Here is a 15,661-nt window from a genome sequence, read left to right on the forward strand (position 1 = left end):
AGGGCCGTCAAGGGTTCAGCCTCCTGGCGCCCAGGCAGAGTGCCGTCAGGGCCGCCAGCAGCCAGGCCGCCAGGGCAGCCCAGTCAGCGGCGCTGTGGCGCAGCGCAAAGCCGATGCCGGGTGGTGTGTAAGTCCACTCCGGAATCGCCTGCCACAGCGCGTTGCCTGCGTAGCGGCTCTCGAACGAAGTGACCCCCTGGGTAGCTTGCAGGTCCCATTCGTCCACCAGGGTGGTGAAGCGCTCGCGGTATTGCTCGGCGGCTTCTTCAAAGTGCTGCTGGTGGGCCAGGTCGGTGCCCGCCAGTGCGCTGGTCACGGCCCGCATCGGGGCGTAGGGCGATACGGCGGTCAGCCATCGCAGCAGGTATTGCTGCTGTGCCTGCGTGTCCCGCAACTGGCCGAAATGGAGTGCGTACACCTTGGTGGCATACGCATCCCTGAACAGGCGGCGCTTGGCATTGGCGCCAAAGGGCAGGTCTTCCAGGCGCGCCACGCCGTTGTCGGCCAGCAGTTGTGCGTCAAACGCCTTCATGCGCTGGGCGGCGCTGCCCTCCCCCGGCAGGCCCTGGTCAATGTCGCGCTGGATACCGGCCCAGAACGCCTCGCCCGTGGGCAGTGGCGCCAGCGCCTCGACCGTGGACGCCGCCAGGCGCGGCACGATGAACACCCAGCCCACCCACAGCGCCAGCAACACCAGCAGCGCGCCGCGCGAAGTGCGACACCTGGACGACACCCCGACCGTGACGGCCGCCCAGGTGGCGTAGTACGCACCGAGCGCCGCCAGCAGCATTGCGGCCTCAGCCGCACCCTGCCGTGCAGCCAGCAGCCAGCCTGCAACCAGCGCAGCGGGTGCCAGCACCAGGGCCACGCTGGCACACAGCCCCAGCCACTTGCCCAGTACCAGCGGCACGCCGCGCATTCCACACGCATGCAGCATGCGCAGGGTGCCCTGCTCCCGTTCTTGCGTGACAGAGCCATGGCCCAGCACGGCGAGCAGCAATGGCACCAGCGCCAGCAGCACAAACGCCGGGGTGAAGTCGCCCAGGCCCATGGACGGGGCGGCGTCAGCGGCGGGTGCGTGCAGCGCCATGTTGCGCTTGTGCGGCTCCAGCCACAGCGCCTGACCGGTGCGCGCATGGATGCCAGGGTCTACGCTGGACAGTGGCAGTTGAGGCTTGAACGCATACAGCCCGAAGTGCGCTGCACGGTGGGGGTTGCGGTCGCCCTGGTGATCCCACTGCGCACGCGCGGCGGCCTCGACCTGATGGCGCTCCTGTTCTGCCACCTGGCGCTGGTGCACGGCCGACACCAGCACGGCCGCCAACAGCAGTACCAGCACCAGCCCGAGTCCCGACAAGCGCCCGTCGCGCAGCAACGCGCGCATCTCCTTGGCGGCGATGGATGCGATCATGGTGCGGTGTCCTCCACCACGCCGCGCGCATGCTGCAGGTAGATGCGCTCCAGCTCGTTGTGGGCGATGTCGTGCGCGGCAAACTCCGCCACCAGGCGCCCTTCGCGAAGGATGCCGATGCGGTCAGCCACCTGAATGGCATTGAACAGGTCGTGTGTGGCCATCAGCACGGCCATACCGCCCTGCTTGGCCTGGAGCACGCTTTGCGCAAACTCGTTGGCAGCAGCAGGGTCCAGCCCGGAGGTGGGCTCGTCCAGCAGCATGGCACGGGCACGGCGCGCTTTGGCAGTCGCCAGGCCTACCTTTTGCCGCATGCCCTTTGAATACCCGCCAACCCGGCGGCCTTGTGCATCGGGTGCCAGGCCCGACGCTGTGAGCAGGTCGTGCGCTTGCGCGCTGTCGAGTGCAATGTCTGACAGCTTGCAGAAGTAGCGCAGGTTCTCCACCCCCGACAGGTAGGGGTACAGCGCCACGTTCTCGGGCAGATACGCCAGGTGAGCGCGTGCCTGCTGCGGCTGCAGCGAGGCGTCCACCCCGTTGACCAGTGCCTGGCCCGACGCGGCGGGAACAAAACCCAGCAGCGCGTTCAGCGTGGTGGTTTTGCCCGCGCCGTTGCCGCCCAGCAGCGCATACACGCTGCCCGCCGTGACCGCTAGGTTGAGCGCCTGCAGCGAGACCTGGTCGCCCCGTCGGATGGTGAGGGCGCGGGTCTCAAGAATGGCCGCGGCTTCCATCAGAAGAAGTAGCGCAGTGTGGCGCCAAACGTGCTGCGGGGAAGGGGCGACATCATCAGCCCTGCGGCACTGCCGTAGGCGATTTCGGTGCCGTAGCGGTGGGGCTGGAAAGTGGCGTACAGCGACAGCTGCGTCTGCTTCCAGTCGTACGTGGCGCGCAGGTCATAGCGCGTGTACAGAGGCATGGTGCGCTCTTGCGTGGCGGGCGTGCCCACGCAGTACGGCATGTCCGCGATCAGGTAGGCATCTGCATTGAGTGTGAGCTGGCCTTCGCCCAGCCGCAGCTTGTGCTGGGCCCCGGCCTTGAGTTGCGTGGCAGGCACCGTGAGCTTTGCACCGGTATTGGGTGCCGGGTTGTCCACCTTGGCCTCCAGGATCTTGCCGATGCTGGCGTACACGCTGGTGGCGCTGCTGGCGCGCCAGCGGGCTTCCAGCTCCAGCCCTTTGCGCGTGGTCTCGCCCACCGATTTGAAAGAGCCATCGGCCTGACCCACGATTTCGTCGGAATTCTGAATGGCGTACCCCACGCCCGACACTGTCCAGCCGCTGGCAGGCGATGCGGTGAAGCCCAAGTCGAACGAACGCACCTTGCTAGGCGCGATCTGGCTGATGACACCGCCTGTCGCACCCAGCGGGCCGGTGGCGCCGCTGCTGCTGATCTGCTCGGCCGAAGGCGACCGCATGCCTTCGGCCACGTTGGCAAACAACTCCACCTGCGGTGTGAGCGACCACGACGCGCCCAGCTTGGGCGTGAACACGCCCTTGTCGTAGCCGGTGCTGGCCGCGGGCAGCTTGAGGTTGGCGATGTCGTAGTCAAACCGGTCGTAGCGCGCACCGGCGCTCAGTTTGAGGGTATCGGTCACGCGCCACTGGCCCTGCGCAAACAGCCCGTAGGTCAGCAGGTCCAGGTCTTGCGCATTGACGTAGTTGGCCGATGGTGCGCGGTTGACATAGATCTGGCGGTAGGCGTCGCCACGGTCCTTGCGCAGCTCGGCGCCGAAGGCGATGGCGGCATTGCCAAACGTGGTGTTGTGCAGCACGCGCGCGCCAAGGATGTCCCGGTCGTCCACGCCCACCGTATGGTGGGTGGTGTTGGCCGTGATGCCGCGTTTGCGATTGAGGCTCTCCGCATAGGCCGTGGCATACCAGCCCGCCTCACCTTCGGCCGGGGCGCGGTTGAACACCAGGCTGGTACGCCGCGCATTCCCGAAGCCGGCGTTGTTCGATTGGGTGGAGCGTGGGTCCAGCCCAGCTTCCAGCGCGGGCAGCAGCAGATACCCAGGCGCATCAAAGTCGGCCACGTAGCGCATCACGCGCAGGCTGTAGCGGGCGCCTTGGTGCTGGGTAGACAGCTTCCAGAACAACGTGTCGCGGCCGGTGCGGGACGCATAGCGGTAGCCATCGTTGTGGTACACATCGGCCATCCACAGCGAGTCGATGGTGGAAAAGCTGGTGGGAATGGTGTTGGACAGCACCAGGGTACTGCGGCGCAGGCCATGGCGCTCGGCGCTGATACTGACGCTAGACGGCGTGGCACTGCCGCCGTTGCGGGTACGGATGTCAACAGCGCCTGCGCGGTTCTGGTCGCCATACAAGGCAGAGATAGGACCTTTGATGAGGTCCACGCCGTCGATCAGGTCGGCGTGGAGCCATTCCAGAAACACCGGGCCGTGCCCTGCCCCACCCTGGCTGGACGGAATGTTCTGCGGCACACCGTCAACATACACGGCGGTATCGGCGCCGTGCGTGCCCTGGGTGGCAAACCCGCGCATGCGAAATCCGTTGCCGGTTTCGCCCTGGTCGATGTTGTTGGCCAGCACGCCGGGCACGCGGCGAAAGATGTTGGAAATATCGCGGCCAACATTGGTGTTGGCAATGTCGTCCTGGTTGAGTTGCTGCACCGTTGCGGGGAGTGCGCCTGGCTGGAGCGTGACGGCAGCGCGTTCGCCGGGCGTGCGCGTGGCGGGGGCGGTCGTGCCCAGCACGTCCACTGCCGGAAGAGCGCGTGCGGGCTGGGTGATTGCTTCTGATGCGGAAGCTGCGGCAGGTTCCTGTGATGTCTGTGCATGGGCCCACGGCACCAGTGCCGCCGCCAGTGCGGCAGCAGTGAGCTTGGCAACGGGCTTGCGGTTGAGCGCAGCACGGCTGCGCGATGGAGAAGGGGAAAAACGGGTTGGGTTCATGGCGGGTTTCGTCAACGGACGATTTGGGGTACGGGCACGAGTACGAGCGCGCGCACGCGCTGCCCAACCGCCGAGGGATCGGCGGCAGTCAGAGTGCGCTTGGAAGTACGTGAGCGAGTGAGTGAATGGGGCTGGGCAGGCCGCGCAATGCGGCCAGCTTTTAGAAAGCCACCTTCACCCCTACCGTCACGTTGCGCCCCATCAGCGGCGCCGCGTTCTTGATGAAGCTGGTGTGTGCATACGCCAAGCGGTCCGTCAGGTTGTTCGCCTTCAGATACACCTGCCACGGCGTGCCGCTGCTGAACTGGCCGTTGTAGCTCACCCCGAGGTTCAGCATGCCGTAGCCCGGCGTCGCGGTTTCGAACTCCGCCACGCGGTTCTGGCGGGCCACCTGCACCCATTCGACCAGGCCTTCCCAGGCTTGCCAGTTGCCGTCCAGGCGGATGCCCGCGCGCGTGGCGGGGATGCGGGGCAGCAGGCCGCCGCCGTCGTTGAGCCGGGCGCGCACGGTGTCGCCGAACAGGGTGATACCCAGGTTGCGGTTCAGGCGCTGGCGCACCTGGCCTTCGATGCCGGTGAAGGTGGCGTCGGCCTGGCTGTACTGCAGCAGTTGCAGCCCGTCCACCGCATCGAGCGTGCGGCCGTAGATGTAGTTGTTGATGCGGTTGCGGAAGATGCTCACGCCAAAGGTGGTGTCGCCGCTGGTCTTCCTCAGGCTCACATCGATGTTCTGCGAGATCTCGGAGCGCAGGTCGGCGTTGCCGCGCTCATAGGTGCTGGTGGCCATGTGCAGGCCCTGGGCGTACAGCTCTTCGGCCGACGGCGCGCGGCTGGCGCGGGTGAACGAGGTGCCTACCTGGTAGCCGGGCGTGAATTTCCACACCGCGCCCAGCGATGCCGACGTGCCGTTGTGGCTGCGCTCGATGCCGCTGGCCTGGGCCTCGGCGGTCTGGCGGTCGTGGCGCAGGGCGGCTTCGAAGCGCCAGTCGCCCACGCGGTATTCCTCCAGCGCGAAGAAACCCAGCTTGCGGGTGACCGTGGGCTGGACATAGGCCTCTTCGCCCTCGGCGCTGAACTTGCGCTGCGAGGTCTGCAGGCCGACCACGCCCTTGAACCCGGCCAATGGCTCGTGCTGCAGTTCGATGCGCATGTCGTAGGCCTTGTTCTTGAAGGTGGTGCTGATGGCGCCGTCCTCGACCTCGTCGTGCACATAGTCGGTGACGCCGGCGCGCAGGCGCAGGGCCGAGAAGCCGGCGAAGGGGTTGCGCAGCTCGCCCCGGATGTCGAAGCGCTCGCTGCGCAGGTCCACCACGGGCACGTCGCCATGCTCTTCGGCGCCGTGGTCGTGGCCGTCTTCCCCTTCACCCGCGTGGGCGCCGCAGTGCAGGTGGTCTCCATGGGTGTGGCAGCCCTCGAAGCTGTGGTTGTGGCCCGGCAGGCCGTACTTGGCGCTCTGGCGCGTGTAGGCGGCGCCCAGGTAGCCCTGCTCACCCACCCACGACAGGCCGACGCTGCCGGTGTTCGTGCGGTTGAAGCTGCCCAGCACCTTGCGGGCGGGCTCGCCCTCGGGGGCCCAGCCCTTGCCCACGCGGTAGTCGCCCGCGTCGCGCGCCACGCCTTCCACGTGCACGGCCAGGTTGCCCGCGCCGCCGGTCAGCGAGAAGGCCCCCGCCCCTTCGCCCGCGCCGGTGTTGGCGCGCAGCTCGGCGCTGCCTTCGTAGCCCTTTGGCGGGATGGCGGTGGGGATCTTGCCGTCCAGCACGTTGACCACGCCGCCCACGGCGCCGTTGCCGTAGACCAGGGCCGAGGGGCCGCGCAGCACCTCGATCTGCGTGGCGAGCAAGGGCTCGGAGACCACGGCGTGGTCGGGGCTGATGGTGGAGGCGTCGTGCAGCTCGGCGCCGTCGCTCAGCACCTTGACGCGCGGGCCGTCCATGCCGCGGATGATGGGGCGGCTGGCACCGGCGCCGAAGTGGCTGCTGGTGATGCCGGGTTCGCTGTTGAGCGTCTCGCCCAGCGTGGCCTCGCGGCGGCGCACGAGCTCGTCGCCCTCCAGCACGGTGACGGGCGTGGTCATGTCGCTGGCGCCCAGTTGCAGGCCGCTGGCCGACACGGTGACGGACGGCAGGCTGGGCGCTGCCTCGGTGGCGGGGCCGGCGGCGGCGGGCGCGGCCTGCGCGTGGGCGCTGCCCGCGCCCGACAGCGCCAGCATGGCGGCCAGGGCCACGGGGTGGAGGGCTGGACGGGCGCGCCGCGCTGGCGCGCAAGGGGCTAAGGAGGTGTGGATCATGGTGGTGCTTGCAACAGGGGGGCGCGCCGCGCCGGCCAGGCCAGGCGTGCAGCGCGCGGCTTCACGCCACGGGGCGGGAAGCCGTGAATAAAAAGTGCCTCCAGCGCTTGATGGTCAAGCGCTGGCAGCTATGAAATCAGGAGCTTTGATGTAAACGAAGCACGGGGTGCGCCGTGGGGGAACCTGCTCCGGCGGCATTGGCGGCCCTGCGGCAGAGGCGGGGGCGGCCGGCGCGTGGAAAAGGCCCGGGGCGTGGTGCTTCAGGCCCGGCCGGGCGGGCCGCGCGCCTGGAACAGCGCGACATGCGCAATGGCGACGCGCCCCGCGGGGTCGGTGGATGGTGCCTGCGCGGGCACCGCATGGGGCAGCGCCAGGGGGGCGCTGTGCAGGGCATCGCCCAGCGCGAGCTGGTCGAGCACGAGGCAATCGACGGGAGCGTGGTGGCCCAGGAGCAGCGGCAGCAGCAGGCCGTGGCCGTGCCCGTCGCCGCTCGCCGAAGCGGCGGCCCCTGGTGCAATGGACGCCGCGGATGCGGCGGAAGACAGCGCCTGCCCCGCATGCACCCGGTCCAGCGCGCCGCCGTGCACCACCTGGTGCAGGCGCCCTAGCGTGGGCACGGCCACCAGGGCCAGCAGCAGCCAGGCCAGCGCCAGCCGCACCACCTGCGACGGCAGGCGGTGGCTCCCCCGCCCTTGCCCGCGCGCACCCTGCCCCGCGCCGCGCAGGGCATGCGGCCGCGTGGCTGGTCGGGGGCGGAAGGCGGAGGTCACGGTAAAAAAATAGGGGGCGGGGGCGGCGCGGACAGGCAAGGCGCCGGCAACCTGCGATTATTTCACCGGCACGGCCTCGACCACGCGGTAGTACAGGCCGTACTGGTCGTTGTGGAGCACGGTGAATCTGCCTTCGACCACCACGGGCTCCAGCGAATAGCGCACGGGCGTCTTGGCCTTGACCTCGACCATGCTCTCGGGCCCGCCGGGCAGGCAGAACGAGCAGGTCAGCGGCACCGAGGTGAGCAGGAAGTGCGTCTGCGTGGCCTTGGCGTCCAGCGGCATCATGAAGCCCTGGATGCGCTGCGTGGTCTTGTCCATGCCCTTTTGCGCGTCGTTGAACACGGGCAGGATGCCGTCCTTGGTCGTTTTCTTGGTCAGGTCGGTCAGCACCGACCAGGGGACCACGTCATTGCGCTGCGGCAGCGGCGCGATGGGACTGTTCGGGCTGTGGTAGCCCGCACCGGAGCCCGACGGCACACCCGCCACCGGCGCACCCCCAGCCCCCGCCGGCAAGGGCGAACTGAGCGCAGGCGCCGCGGAAGGCTGGCCCTGTGCCAGGGCGGTGCCGGAGATGCCGACACCCAACGCCAGCGCCAAAGGCAGAGCGACAGAGCGCCCGGGCACAAACCGAGGCAACAAACGATGGTGCATAAAAATCCCCTTCCGTGAACGCCCCGTGCGCACAGGGCCAACTGTTCCATGACCGCATCAACGCCGTCGAGGAACCACTTGACTCCACCCGACCTTATTTGCGGCTGCGCCCGACAAAACCGGCGCGCCCCCATGCCAGTGCCCCCGTGGAACCGGCTCCGCAGGGCCACCGGGGCGTCCCCCCTCAGGGGGGAAGGCGCGCAGCGCCTCAGGGGGGAGCTTTAGTGCATGTGGCGCATGCCGCAGTATTTGCCAATGCCCAGACCCTTGCACGCGGCCTGGAGTTCCTTCTGGCAGGTGTCGTGGCCCTTGCCGGCCTCCAGGCACTTGGCGGCGGCCTCGTGCGCGGCGGCCATGGCGCGGTGGCGCTCGGCATCGGCCTTGGTTTCCTTGTCGGAATGCGCGCCCTGGGCATGCGCCAGCGCGCCCGCCAGCAGCAGGGGCGCCAGGGCCAGGGCGGTGAAGAGCTTCTTCATGGTGAACCTTTCGAATCGGTGGGTCGGAAATGGAAATTCAGGGTTGGCTCAGCAGGTCCGCGACCTCGGTGCGGTAGGCCTGCATCGCTGGCAGCAACGCCGACAGGGCCGCCACGCCGGCGGCCAGCAGCGGCACGCCGGCCTCCGCGGGCAGCCACACCAGGCCGCTGACGGGCAGCAGGCCCTGTGCCTGCAGTGCCCAGCCCAGCGCGTGGGCCAGGCCGTGGCCCAGCAGCAGGCCCAGGGCGCAGGCCATGGCGGCCAGCCACAGGGCCTCCCACAGCACCAGCCCGGCCACGCGGCCCGGCGGCGCGCCCAGCATGCGCAGCATGGCCAGGTCGGCGCGGCGTTCGCGCACCGCGTTCCACAGCGCGATGAACACGCTGAGGGCCGCCACGGCCAGCAGCACGCCGCCAAAGGCGCGCAGCACATCGGCGCCCACGCCCAGCAGGCGCAGCAGGCGCGTGACCTCGATGGCGGGCGCGGCCGCCTGCATGCCCGTGTCGGCATTGATCCGGCGCGGCAGCGTGACGGCGGCGAGCGGCGTGCGGTAGCGCACCAGGGCCACGGTGACCTCGCGGTCGTCCTTCAGCAGTTCCAGGTCCTCGTCATCGGTGGCCATGGCGCTCTCGTGCACCATCCAGACGGATTCGGTGCTGGTGAGGATGAGCCGGTCGAGCACGCAGCCGCAAGGCGCCAGCACACCGCTCACGCGGTAGGGGTGGTCGCCGTGCGCGTGCCCTCCCCCGCCCAGCCCGTGGCTGCCCACAAAGGTGGCACCCACCAGCTGCGCACCGCCATGGCCGGCCCTGACAATGCCGCGCGCCACGGTGGCGCCCAGCACCGCATCCATGGGCTGGCGCCACAGCACGCCTTCGGCCAGCGCGGCCTCGTAGTGCGCCACGTAGTCGGGCGTGGTGCCCACGATGCGAAAGCCCTGGTAGCTGTCGCCCAGGCTGAGCGGGATGACCTGCGCCACCAGCGGGTTCTTCTGCAGCGCCTGCACCTCCTGCAGCGGAATGTTGCCCGTGGGCACGTCGATGTGGAACACCCCCGCCAGGATGAGCTGCAGCGGGCTGCCCTTGGCGCCCACCACGAGGTCGATGCCCGCGAGGTCGCGCTCGAACGCCTTGTCCAGCTGCGTGGCCACCAGCAGCACCAGCGTGATGGCCGCCAGGCCCAGCGTGAGCACCAGCAGGTTGAGCACGGCCGCCAGGGGGCGCGACCACAGGTAGCGCCAGGACAGGCGGGCCAGCTTGATTGCTACTGAATTCATAGCTTTTCGCGCTTGTCCTGCAAGCGCCCGGGGCCAATTTCGTTCAAGTCCAGCATCTGCGCGCTGGCCAGGGCCTGCACCACGCGCTGGTCGTGCGTGGCAATCACCAGGCTGGCATCGCAGGCGGCGGCGCTTTGCCGCAGCAAGTCCAGCGCATCGGCGGCGGCCTCGTCGTCCAGGCTGGCCGTGGGCTCGTCGGCCAGCAGCAGCTCGGGCGACAGCAGCACGGCCCGCGCCAGCGCGACGCGCTGCGCCTGCCCGCCCGAGAGCTGGTGCGGCCGGCGCGTGGCGAGTTCGGCCACGCCCACCTGCGCCAAGGCACGGGTGATGGCGGCATCGTCGCGCGGCAGCCCGGCGGCAAAGTAGACCAGCGCCAGGTTGTCGGCCACCGTGAGCGCGCTGGAGAGGTACAGCTTCTGCGGCAAAAAGCCGATGCTGCGCGCGCGCCAGGCGTCAATCTCGGCGCCCCGCTGCGTGCCCAGCTGGGTGCCCGCCACGAACAGATCGCCGTCGCTGGCACCCCGCAGGCCGGCGATGAGCGACAGCCAGGTGGACTTGCCGGTGCCCGAGCGCCCCCGCAGCAGCAGCGTGCCGCCCTGGCGCAGATCCACATCGGGGAAGCGCAACGGCGCGTCGCCGCCGGGGTAGGCATAGGAAAGGCCCCGGGTGCGGATCATGCGGCGGCGCCCTCGGCAGGGTGCGCGCAGCCCGCGCAGCGGCCGCGCACCGCGATGTCCACCGCCAGGCTCTCATGCCCCGCCGTGGCCAGTGCCTGCAGCACCTGCCTGAGCGCGGTCCGCACCTTGGCCGAGCCCTGCGACAGGCGGAACTGGCGGTGGCAGTCATCGCATTCAAAGCGCGGCGCCGCGCCGTCGTCGCCCTGCGGCGCGAGCGCGTAGCGCGTGACGCGGGCGGCATCCACCTGCTTGTGCAGCAGGCCCGCGGCGGCAAACCGGTCGAGCATGCGGTAGACGGTGACCTTGTTGACGGGGGCGCCAGCGCCGGCCAGCGCGGCTTCCACCTCTGCCTCGGACAACGCAGCCTCGGGGCGCGCCGCGTACAGCGCCGCCAGTGCCCGCGTGGCACGGGTGGCGCGCATGCCGGCGGGCAAGGTCCAGGTGGCGGCGGGCAATGTGGCGGGGGAGCGGCGGGGTGTGGGCATGGCGGGTGCTGGGGGCGGCGGCGCCTGTAACGCAATCAGCTTGCATTATGCAGGCAGCCGGCACTCCGCGGCGGCAATCACCGCCCGCTGGCACGGGCCATCCCGCCCCTTCAGAGCCTTCTGGCCGCCGCGCCAGCACCGTCCCGGGGCGCGAGGCCTCAGGACCAGAGGCGGTAAAGCCAGTAGCTTTCGTCCTCGGCCTGCACGCGCCGGGCCAGCTCGGAGGGGCTTTGTCCCGTGACGCGCTGCGTCTCGCGGCACAGGTGGGCCTGGTCGGCATAGCCCGCGCCCAGCGCCACGTCGTGCCAGCGTGGCGCGTGCCCCGACTGTTCGCTCTCCAGCCGGGCCCGCGTGAGCGCGGTTTCCGCCCGCGACAGCCAGCCAAGGCGCCGCAGCGACTGGCCGGCCCAGGTCCGCACGTGGCGCTCCAGGCTGCGCAGGCTGCCCCCCAGGCCCCGGGCGGCAGCGTGGGCCTGCAATTCGCGCATCCAGCGCACGGCCGCGGCGGCGCCCGCCGCAGGGGCCTCGGCATGCGCAGGTTCCTGGCTGGCCACGAAGTCCTCCAGCAGCGCCATCCGCTGCGCATCGCTGGCGGCCGCGCGCACGCCGTCGCACAGCGCGAGCCAGGCGGGCGACAGAACGTCCTGCACGGGCAGCAGTCCGTCTACCAGGGTGCTGATGTCCAGGCCCGTGAGCCGGTGGAATGCCTGCGGATGGAAGACCACGCCAAAGGTGCGCACCGGGCCGGGGTTGCGGGTCACCAGCGGCCGGGTCTGGGGCCCCAGCAGCAGCGTGGCCGGCAGCGCCCGCACCGCCTGCTGGCCGGGGCCGAGCTGCTCGGAGCTGCCCTCCAGGTACCAGGCGATGCCGCAGTACACCGAGGCCGGATAGCGGTTGAGCTGCGGGCCTTGCGCCGTGCCGTGCGCACGGCGCGTGGTGTCCTTGGTGATGTACGCGCGGATGCACCCCGCCAGCGGCGCAGGCGGCAGGACCACGGTGGCAAAAGGGAGCTGGAACCGGATTCGCACAGGCACGCATCGTAAACAGGTCCGCCCCGGATCCCAACGCTGGACCAACAGACGCCAGGCCTGCGGCACGCCGCGCCTGGCGAAAACGTTCAAGACGGCACCGCCGGTGCGCGCCAGAATCACCCGCACCATGACACCCACGACCCGCTCCGCCGCACCTGCCCCCTCCACCCCGCAGCAGCCGCTGCTGGCATCGGCCCGGCCCAGCCATACCGCCCTGCTGTGCGGCATCGCGCGCGCCCGGCACCAGTTGATCGAGGGCGGCGAGATCTTCGCCGACCCGCTGGCGCTGGACATCCTGGGCCCCGCCGGGGCCGCGCAGGTGCGGCAGGCGCTTGAGGGCGATGGCCCGCAAGGCCTTGCGAGGGACGCGGGGAGCTTTTCGCAGGCCATGCGCGGCGCGCTGGCGGTGCGCAGCCGCATTGCCGAGGACACGCTGCGCGAGGCCGTGGCCGCCGGGGCCACCCAGTACGTGGTGCTGGGCGCGGGCCTGGACACCTTTGCCTTGCGCGGTGAATGGCCGCGCGGCCTGGCGTGCGTGTTCGAGGTGGACCACCCGTCCACCCAGGCATGGAAGCGGGGCCTGGCCGCTTCGGCGGGCTTGTGCATGCCCCCGGGGGCTGCCTATGTGCCGGTGGACTTCGAGCGCCAGGATTTCATGGAGCAGCTGGTGGCCCAGGGCCTGGACGCGGGCCAGCGCACGGTGTTCTCCTGGCTGGGCGTGACGATGTACCTCGCCCCCTCGGCCGTGCAGGCCACGCTCGCGCGCATCGGTGCCGGGGCGGCGCCGGGGAGCGTGCTGGTGTTTGACTACGTGCGCCGCCCGGGGGCGCTGCAATGGGGCCGCAAGCTGGCGCTGGGCCTGATGGCGCGGCGTTTCGGCCGCATGGGCGAGCCCTGGCGGTGTTTCCTGCGCGATGCCGAGCTGCGGGCCCTGCTGGCGGGCCATGGCTTCGAGCCCCCCGAGTTCATCACGCCCGCCATGATCCGCAGCACGCTGCTGGCCCACCGGCCCAGCACGCCGCGCCAGCGGGTGCTGGGCGGGCTGCTGGGTGGCGTCGTGCGGGTGCGTGTGGGTGCGCGGGCCCCCGCGGCGGCCCGGTGACCACCGCCGCGGCCTGCGTCACGGCCGCGCCGTCACGCCGGCTTGAGATAGCGGGCGAAGGTCTTGCGGAACTTGTCCACCTTGGGGCCCACCACGAAGGCGCAGTAGCCCTGGTTCGGGTTGTTCGCGAAGTAGTCCTGGTGGTAGGCCTCGGCCGCGCTGTAGTTGGCCAGCGGCTTCACCTCGGTGGTGATGGGCGCGCCGAACAGCTTGTCCTGCGACATCTGGCGGATCATGCCGTGGGCGATGTCGCCGTGCGCGGGGTTGTCGTAGTAGATGCCGCTGCGGTACTGCGTGCCCACATCGTTGCCCTGGCGGTTGAGGGTGGTCGGGTCGTGGGTATGGAAGAAGATCTCCAGGATCTCCTCCAGGCTGATCTCGTCGGCGTCGAACGTCAGGCGCACCACCTCGGCATGCCCGGTGTCGCCCCGGCAGATCTGCTCGTAGCTGGGGTTCAGCGTGTGGCCGTTGGTATAGCCGCTCTCCACGTCGGTGATGCCCCGCACGCGGTCGAACACGGCCTCGGTGCACCAGAAGCAGCCGCCGCCCAGAGTGATGGTTTGCAAGGTCATGGTGGTCCTTTGGTTGTGCTTTGCGATTATGAATTGACGCTCCGGCAGGTGCTTGCTACATTACTAACCGGTCAGTCATTAACAGAATTTCCCTTGTCCCCCACGCCCAACCCCTCTTCCGCCCCCCCGGGCACCAAGCGCGAGCGCCGCAAGGAAGCCCGTCCTGGCGAGCTGCTGGAAGCGGCGCTGGACCTTTTTGTCGAGAAGGGCTTCGCCGCGACCCGTGTGGATGAGGTGGCGGCGCGTGCCGGGGTTTCCAAGGGCACGCTGTTCCTGTATTTCCCCAGCAAGGAAGAACTCTTCAAGGCCGTGGTGCGGCACAACATCGCCGGCCGCTTCGAGGAGTGGACGCAAGAGCTGGAGACCTTCGAAGGCACCACCGCCGAGCTGCTGCGCTATTGCTACGAGGTGTGGTGGGAGCGCATCGGCTCCACCAAGGCCTCGGGCATCACCAAGCTGATGTTCAGCGAAGCCCAGAACTTCCCCGAGATCATGCAGTTCTACCAGCAGGAAGTGATCCAGCCGGGCCAGGGGCTGATCCGCCGCATCATCCAGCGCGGCATCGAGCGCGGCGAGTTCCGGCCGGTGGCGCTCGACTACATCGTGCACGTGGTGCTGGCCCCCATGATCTTCCTGATGATGTGGAAACACTCGCTGGCGGTCTGCATCCCCGACGGCCTGGGCCTGCAGCCCGAGCTGTTCATCCAGGCGCAGATCGACAACGTGCTGCATGGGCTGCTCGTGCGGCCCGATGCACCCCCGTGCGCCCCTCCCTCCTCCTCCCCTTCTTCTTCTCCGCCCGTGCGCGGCGCCTGACCATGAAACGCTGGATTCCCTGGGTGGCGGCAGCCATCGTCGTTGTGTTGCTGGGCGGCGGCGCGTGGCGCGCCATGGCGGCCCGCCAGGCGCAGCAGAAGGCGCTGAGCGAGGCCAGCGCCCAGAAGGCGCAGGCGCCGCTGCAGCTGGCCGCGGACGAGATCGTCACCGTGCGGCGCCAGAGCCTCACGCTGGAAGTGCCGGTGTCGGGTTCGCTGCGGGCGGTCGAGTCGGCCATGGTCAAGGCCCGCGTGGGCGGGGAACTGCAGGGCCTCATCCTGCGCGAGGGCGACAGCGTCAGGGCCGGCCAGGAAATCGCCCGCATCGACCCCACCGAAGCCCGCGCACGGCTGCGCCAGGCGCAGCAGCAGGCCGATGCCGCCAAGTCCCAGGTGGACATCAACCAGCGGCAATACGCCAACAACCGCGCGCTGGTGGACCAGGGTTTCATTTCGCCCACGGCGCTGGTCACCTCGCAGGCCAGCCTGGAGGCGGCGCAGTCGAGCCACCAGGCCGCCGTCTCGGCCGCCGACGTGGCGCGCAAGGCGCTCGACGACACCGTGCTCAAGAGCCCGATCACCGGGCTGGTGGCCCAGCGCCTGGCCCAGCCCGGCGAGCGCGTGGCCGTGGACGCCCGCATCATCGAGGTGGTGGACCTCTCCCGCCTGGAGCTGGAGGCGCTGCTGAGCCCCGCCGATTCGCTGGCCGTGCGCGTGGGCCAGAAGGCCCTGCTCACCATGGAAGGCTCGGCCGTGCCCGTGCCCGCCACCGTGGCGCGCATCAACCCCAGCGCACAGGCCGGCAGCCGCACGGTGCCCGTCTACCTGCGGGTGGAGCAGGCCCGGGGCGAAACGCCGCTGCGCCAGGGCCTGTTCGTGCAGGGCACGCTCGACACCGGCCGCGCCGAGGTGCTGGCCGTGCCGCTGGATGCCGTGCGCACCGACAAGCCAGCGCCCTACCTGCAGACGCTCAAGGACGGCCGCGTGGCCTACGTGGAGGTCAAGACCGGTGCGCGGTCGGTGCTGAGCGGCCAGACCTGGGTCGCCATCGAGGGCGTGGCCGAGGGCACGCCCGTGATCGCCGGCCGCATCGGACAGCTGCGCGAGGGCACCGCCGTGGCGGCTGCCGCGCCCGCCGCCCCGGCCTCCGTGCCCCGCACCGCCCCCTGACCGCGCCGCACCGCC

General features: G+C 70.1%; 15 protein-coding genes. 3 read left to right on the forward strand and 12 right to left on the reverse strand.

Features of this window, described 5'->3' with window-relative positions:
* Positions 1 to 7: 7 nt before the first annotated feature.
* From AC07PV_RS02660 to AC07PV_RS02710, 11 genes are all read right to left on the reverse strand, one after another.
* Complete coding sequence (locus AC07PV_RS02660) at positions 8 to 1,411, reverse strand: DUF3526 domain-containing protein (RefSeq protein ID WP_494629293.1); 1,404 nt, start codon at positions 1,409 to 1,411, stop codon at positions 8 to 10.
* The gene (locus AC07PV_RS02665; protein WP_494629295.1) at positions 1,408 to 2,145 is read right to left on the reverse strand and encodes an ABC transporter ATP-binding protein; all 738 of its coding nucleotides are present in this window, start codon (positions 2,143 to 2,145) and stop codon (positions 1,408 to 1,410) included. Before AC07PV_RS02665 ends, AC07PV_RS02660 begins: the two co-directional genes overlap by 4 nt.
* Positions 2,145 to 4,328, reverse strand: a complete 2,184-nt coding sequence (locus AC07PV_RS02670; RefSeq protein WP_494629297.1) for a TonB-dependent receptor — start codon at positions 4,326 to 4,328, stop codon at positions 2,145 to 2,147. Before AC07PV_RS02670 ends, AC07PV_RS02665 begins: the two co-directional genes overlap by 1 nt.
* Before the next feature lie 160 nt (positions 4,329 to 4,488).
* Positions 4,489 to 6,618, reverse strand: coding sequence for a TonB-dependent receptor domain-containing protein (locus AC07PV_RS02675; protein WP_494629298.1), 2,130 nt, complete (start codon positions 6,616 to 6,618; stop codon positions 4,489 to 4,491).
* Between the two features lie 260 nt (positions 6,619 to 6,878).
* The gene (locus AC07PV_RS02680; RefSeq protein WP_494629300.1) at positions 6,879 to 7,388 is read right to left on the reverse strand and encodes a hypothetical protein; all 510 of its coding nucleotides are present in this window, start codon (positions 7,386 to 7,388) and stop codon (positions 6,879 to 6,881) included.
* A 57-nt stretch (positions 7,389 to 7,445) separates the two neighbouring features.
* Positions 7,446 to 8,042, reverse strand: a complete 597-nt coding sequence (locus tag AC07PV_RS02685; protein ID WP_492805216.1) for a DUF3299 domain-containing protein — start codon at positions 8,040 to 8,042, stop codon at positions 7,446 to 7,448.
* A 221-nt stretch (positions 8,043 to 8,263) separates the two neighbouring features.
* Positions 8,264 to 8,518, reverse strand: coding sequence for a hypothetical protein (locus AC07PV_RS02690; RefSeq protein ID WP_218295037.1), 255 nt, complete (start codon positions 8,516 to 8,518; stop codon positions 8,264 to 8,266).
* Positions 8,519 to 8,555: 37 nt separating this feature from the next.
* Complete coding sequence (locus tag AC07PV_RS02695) at positions 8,556 to 9,794, reverse strand: ABC transporter permease (RefSeq protein WP_494629302.1); 1,239 nt, start codon at positions 9,792 to 9,794, stop codon at positions 8,556 to 8,558.
* On the reverse strand, positions 9,791 to 10,471 hold the full coding sequence (locus AC07PV_RS02700; RefSeq protein ID WP_494629304.1) for an ABC transporter ATP-binding protein: 681 nt from the start codon (positions 10,469 to 10,471) through the stop codon (positions 9,791 to 9,793). Before AC07PV_RS02700 ends, AC07PV_RS02695 begins: the two co-directional genes overlap by 4 nt.
* Positions 10,468 to 10,893: a Fur family transcriptional regulator gene (locus AC07PV_RS02705; protein ID WP_218295321.1), complete on the reverse strand. Its 426-nt coding sequence runs from the start codon at positions 10,891 to 10,893 to the stop codon at positions 10,468 to 10,470. The genes AC07PV_RS02700 and AC07PV_RS02705 overlap by 4 nt, the downstream gene beginning before the upstream one ends.
* Positions 10,894 to 11,114: 221 nt before the next feature.
* Positions 11,115 to 11,951, reverse strand: coding sequence for a DUF6597 domain-containing transcriptional factor (locus tag AC07PV_RS02710; RefSeq protein ID WP_492253199.1), 837 nt, complete (start codon positions 11,949 to 11,951; stop codon positions 11,115 to 11,117).
* A 163-nt stretch (positions 11,952 to 12,114) separates the two neighbouring features.
* Between AC07PV_RS02710 and AC07PV_RS02715 the strand changes: the two genes are divergently transcribed.
* Complete coding sequence (locus AC07PV_RS02715; RefSeq protein WP_494629305.1) at positions 12,115 to 13,089, forward strand: class I SAM-dependent methyltransferase; 975 nt, start codon at positions 12,115 to 12,117, stop codon at positions 13,087 to 13,089.
* Positions 13,090 to 13,121: 32 nt separating this feature from the next.
* Here the strand turns inward: AC07PV_RS02715 and msrA are convergent, their stop codons facing one another.
* Positions 13,122 to 13,661, reverse strand: coding sequence for a peptide-methionine (S)-S-oxide reductase MsrA (msrA, locus tag AC07PV_RS02720; RefSeq protein WP_218295042.1), 540 nt, complete (start codon positions 13,659 to 13,661; stop codon positions 13,122 to 13,124).
* A gap of 93 nt (positions 13,662 to 13,754) precedes the next feature.
* On the opposite strand from msrA, the gene AC07PV_RS02725 reads away from it, so the two are divergent.
* Positions 13,755 to 14,477 carry a TetR/AcrR family transcriptional regulator gene (locus tag AC07PV_RS02725; RefSeq protein ID WP_218295043.1) on the forward strand — a complete coding sequence of 241 codons (723 nt, stop codon included), beginning with the start codon at positions 13,755 to 13,757 and terminating at the stop codon, positions 14,475 to 14,477.
* Positions 14,478 to 14,479: 2 nt separating this feature from the next.
* Positions 14,480 to 15,646: an efflux RND transporter periplasmic adaptor subunit gene (locus AC07PV_RS02730; RefSeq protein ID WP_218295044.1), complete on the forward strand. Its 1,167-nt coding sequence runs from the start codon at positions 14,480 to 14,482 to the stop codon at positions 15,644 to 15,646.
* The last annotated feature ends 15 nt before the right edge of the window (positions 15,647 to 15,661 follow it).

Source organism: Acidovorax sp. GW821-FHT09A11 (assembly GCF_059418365.1).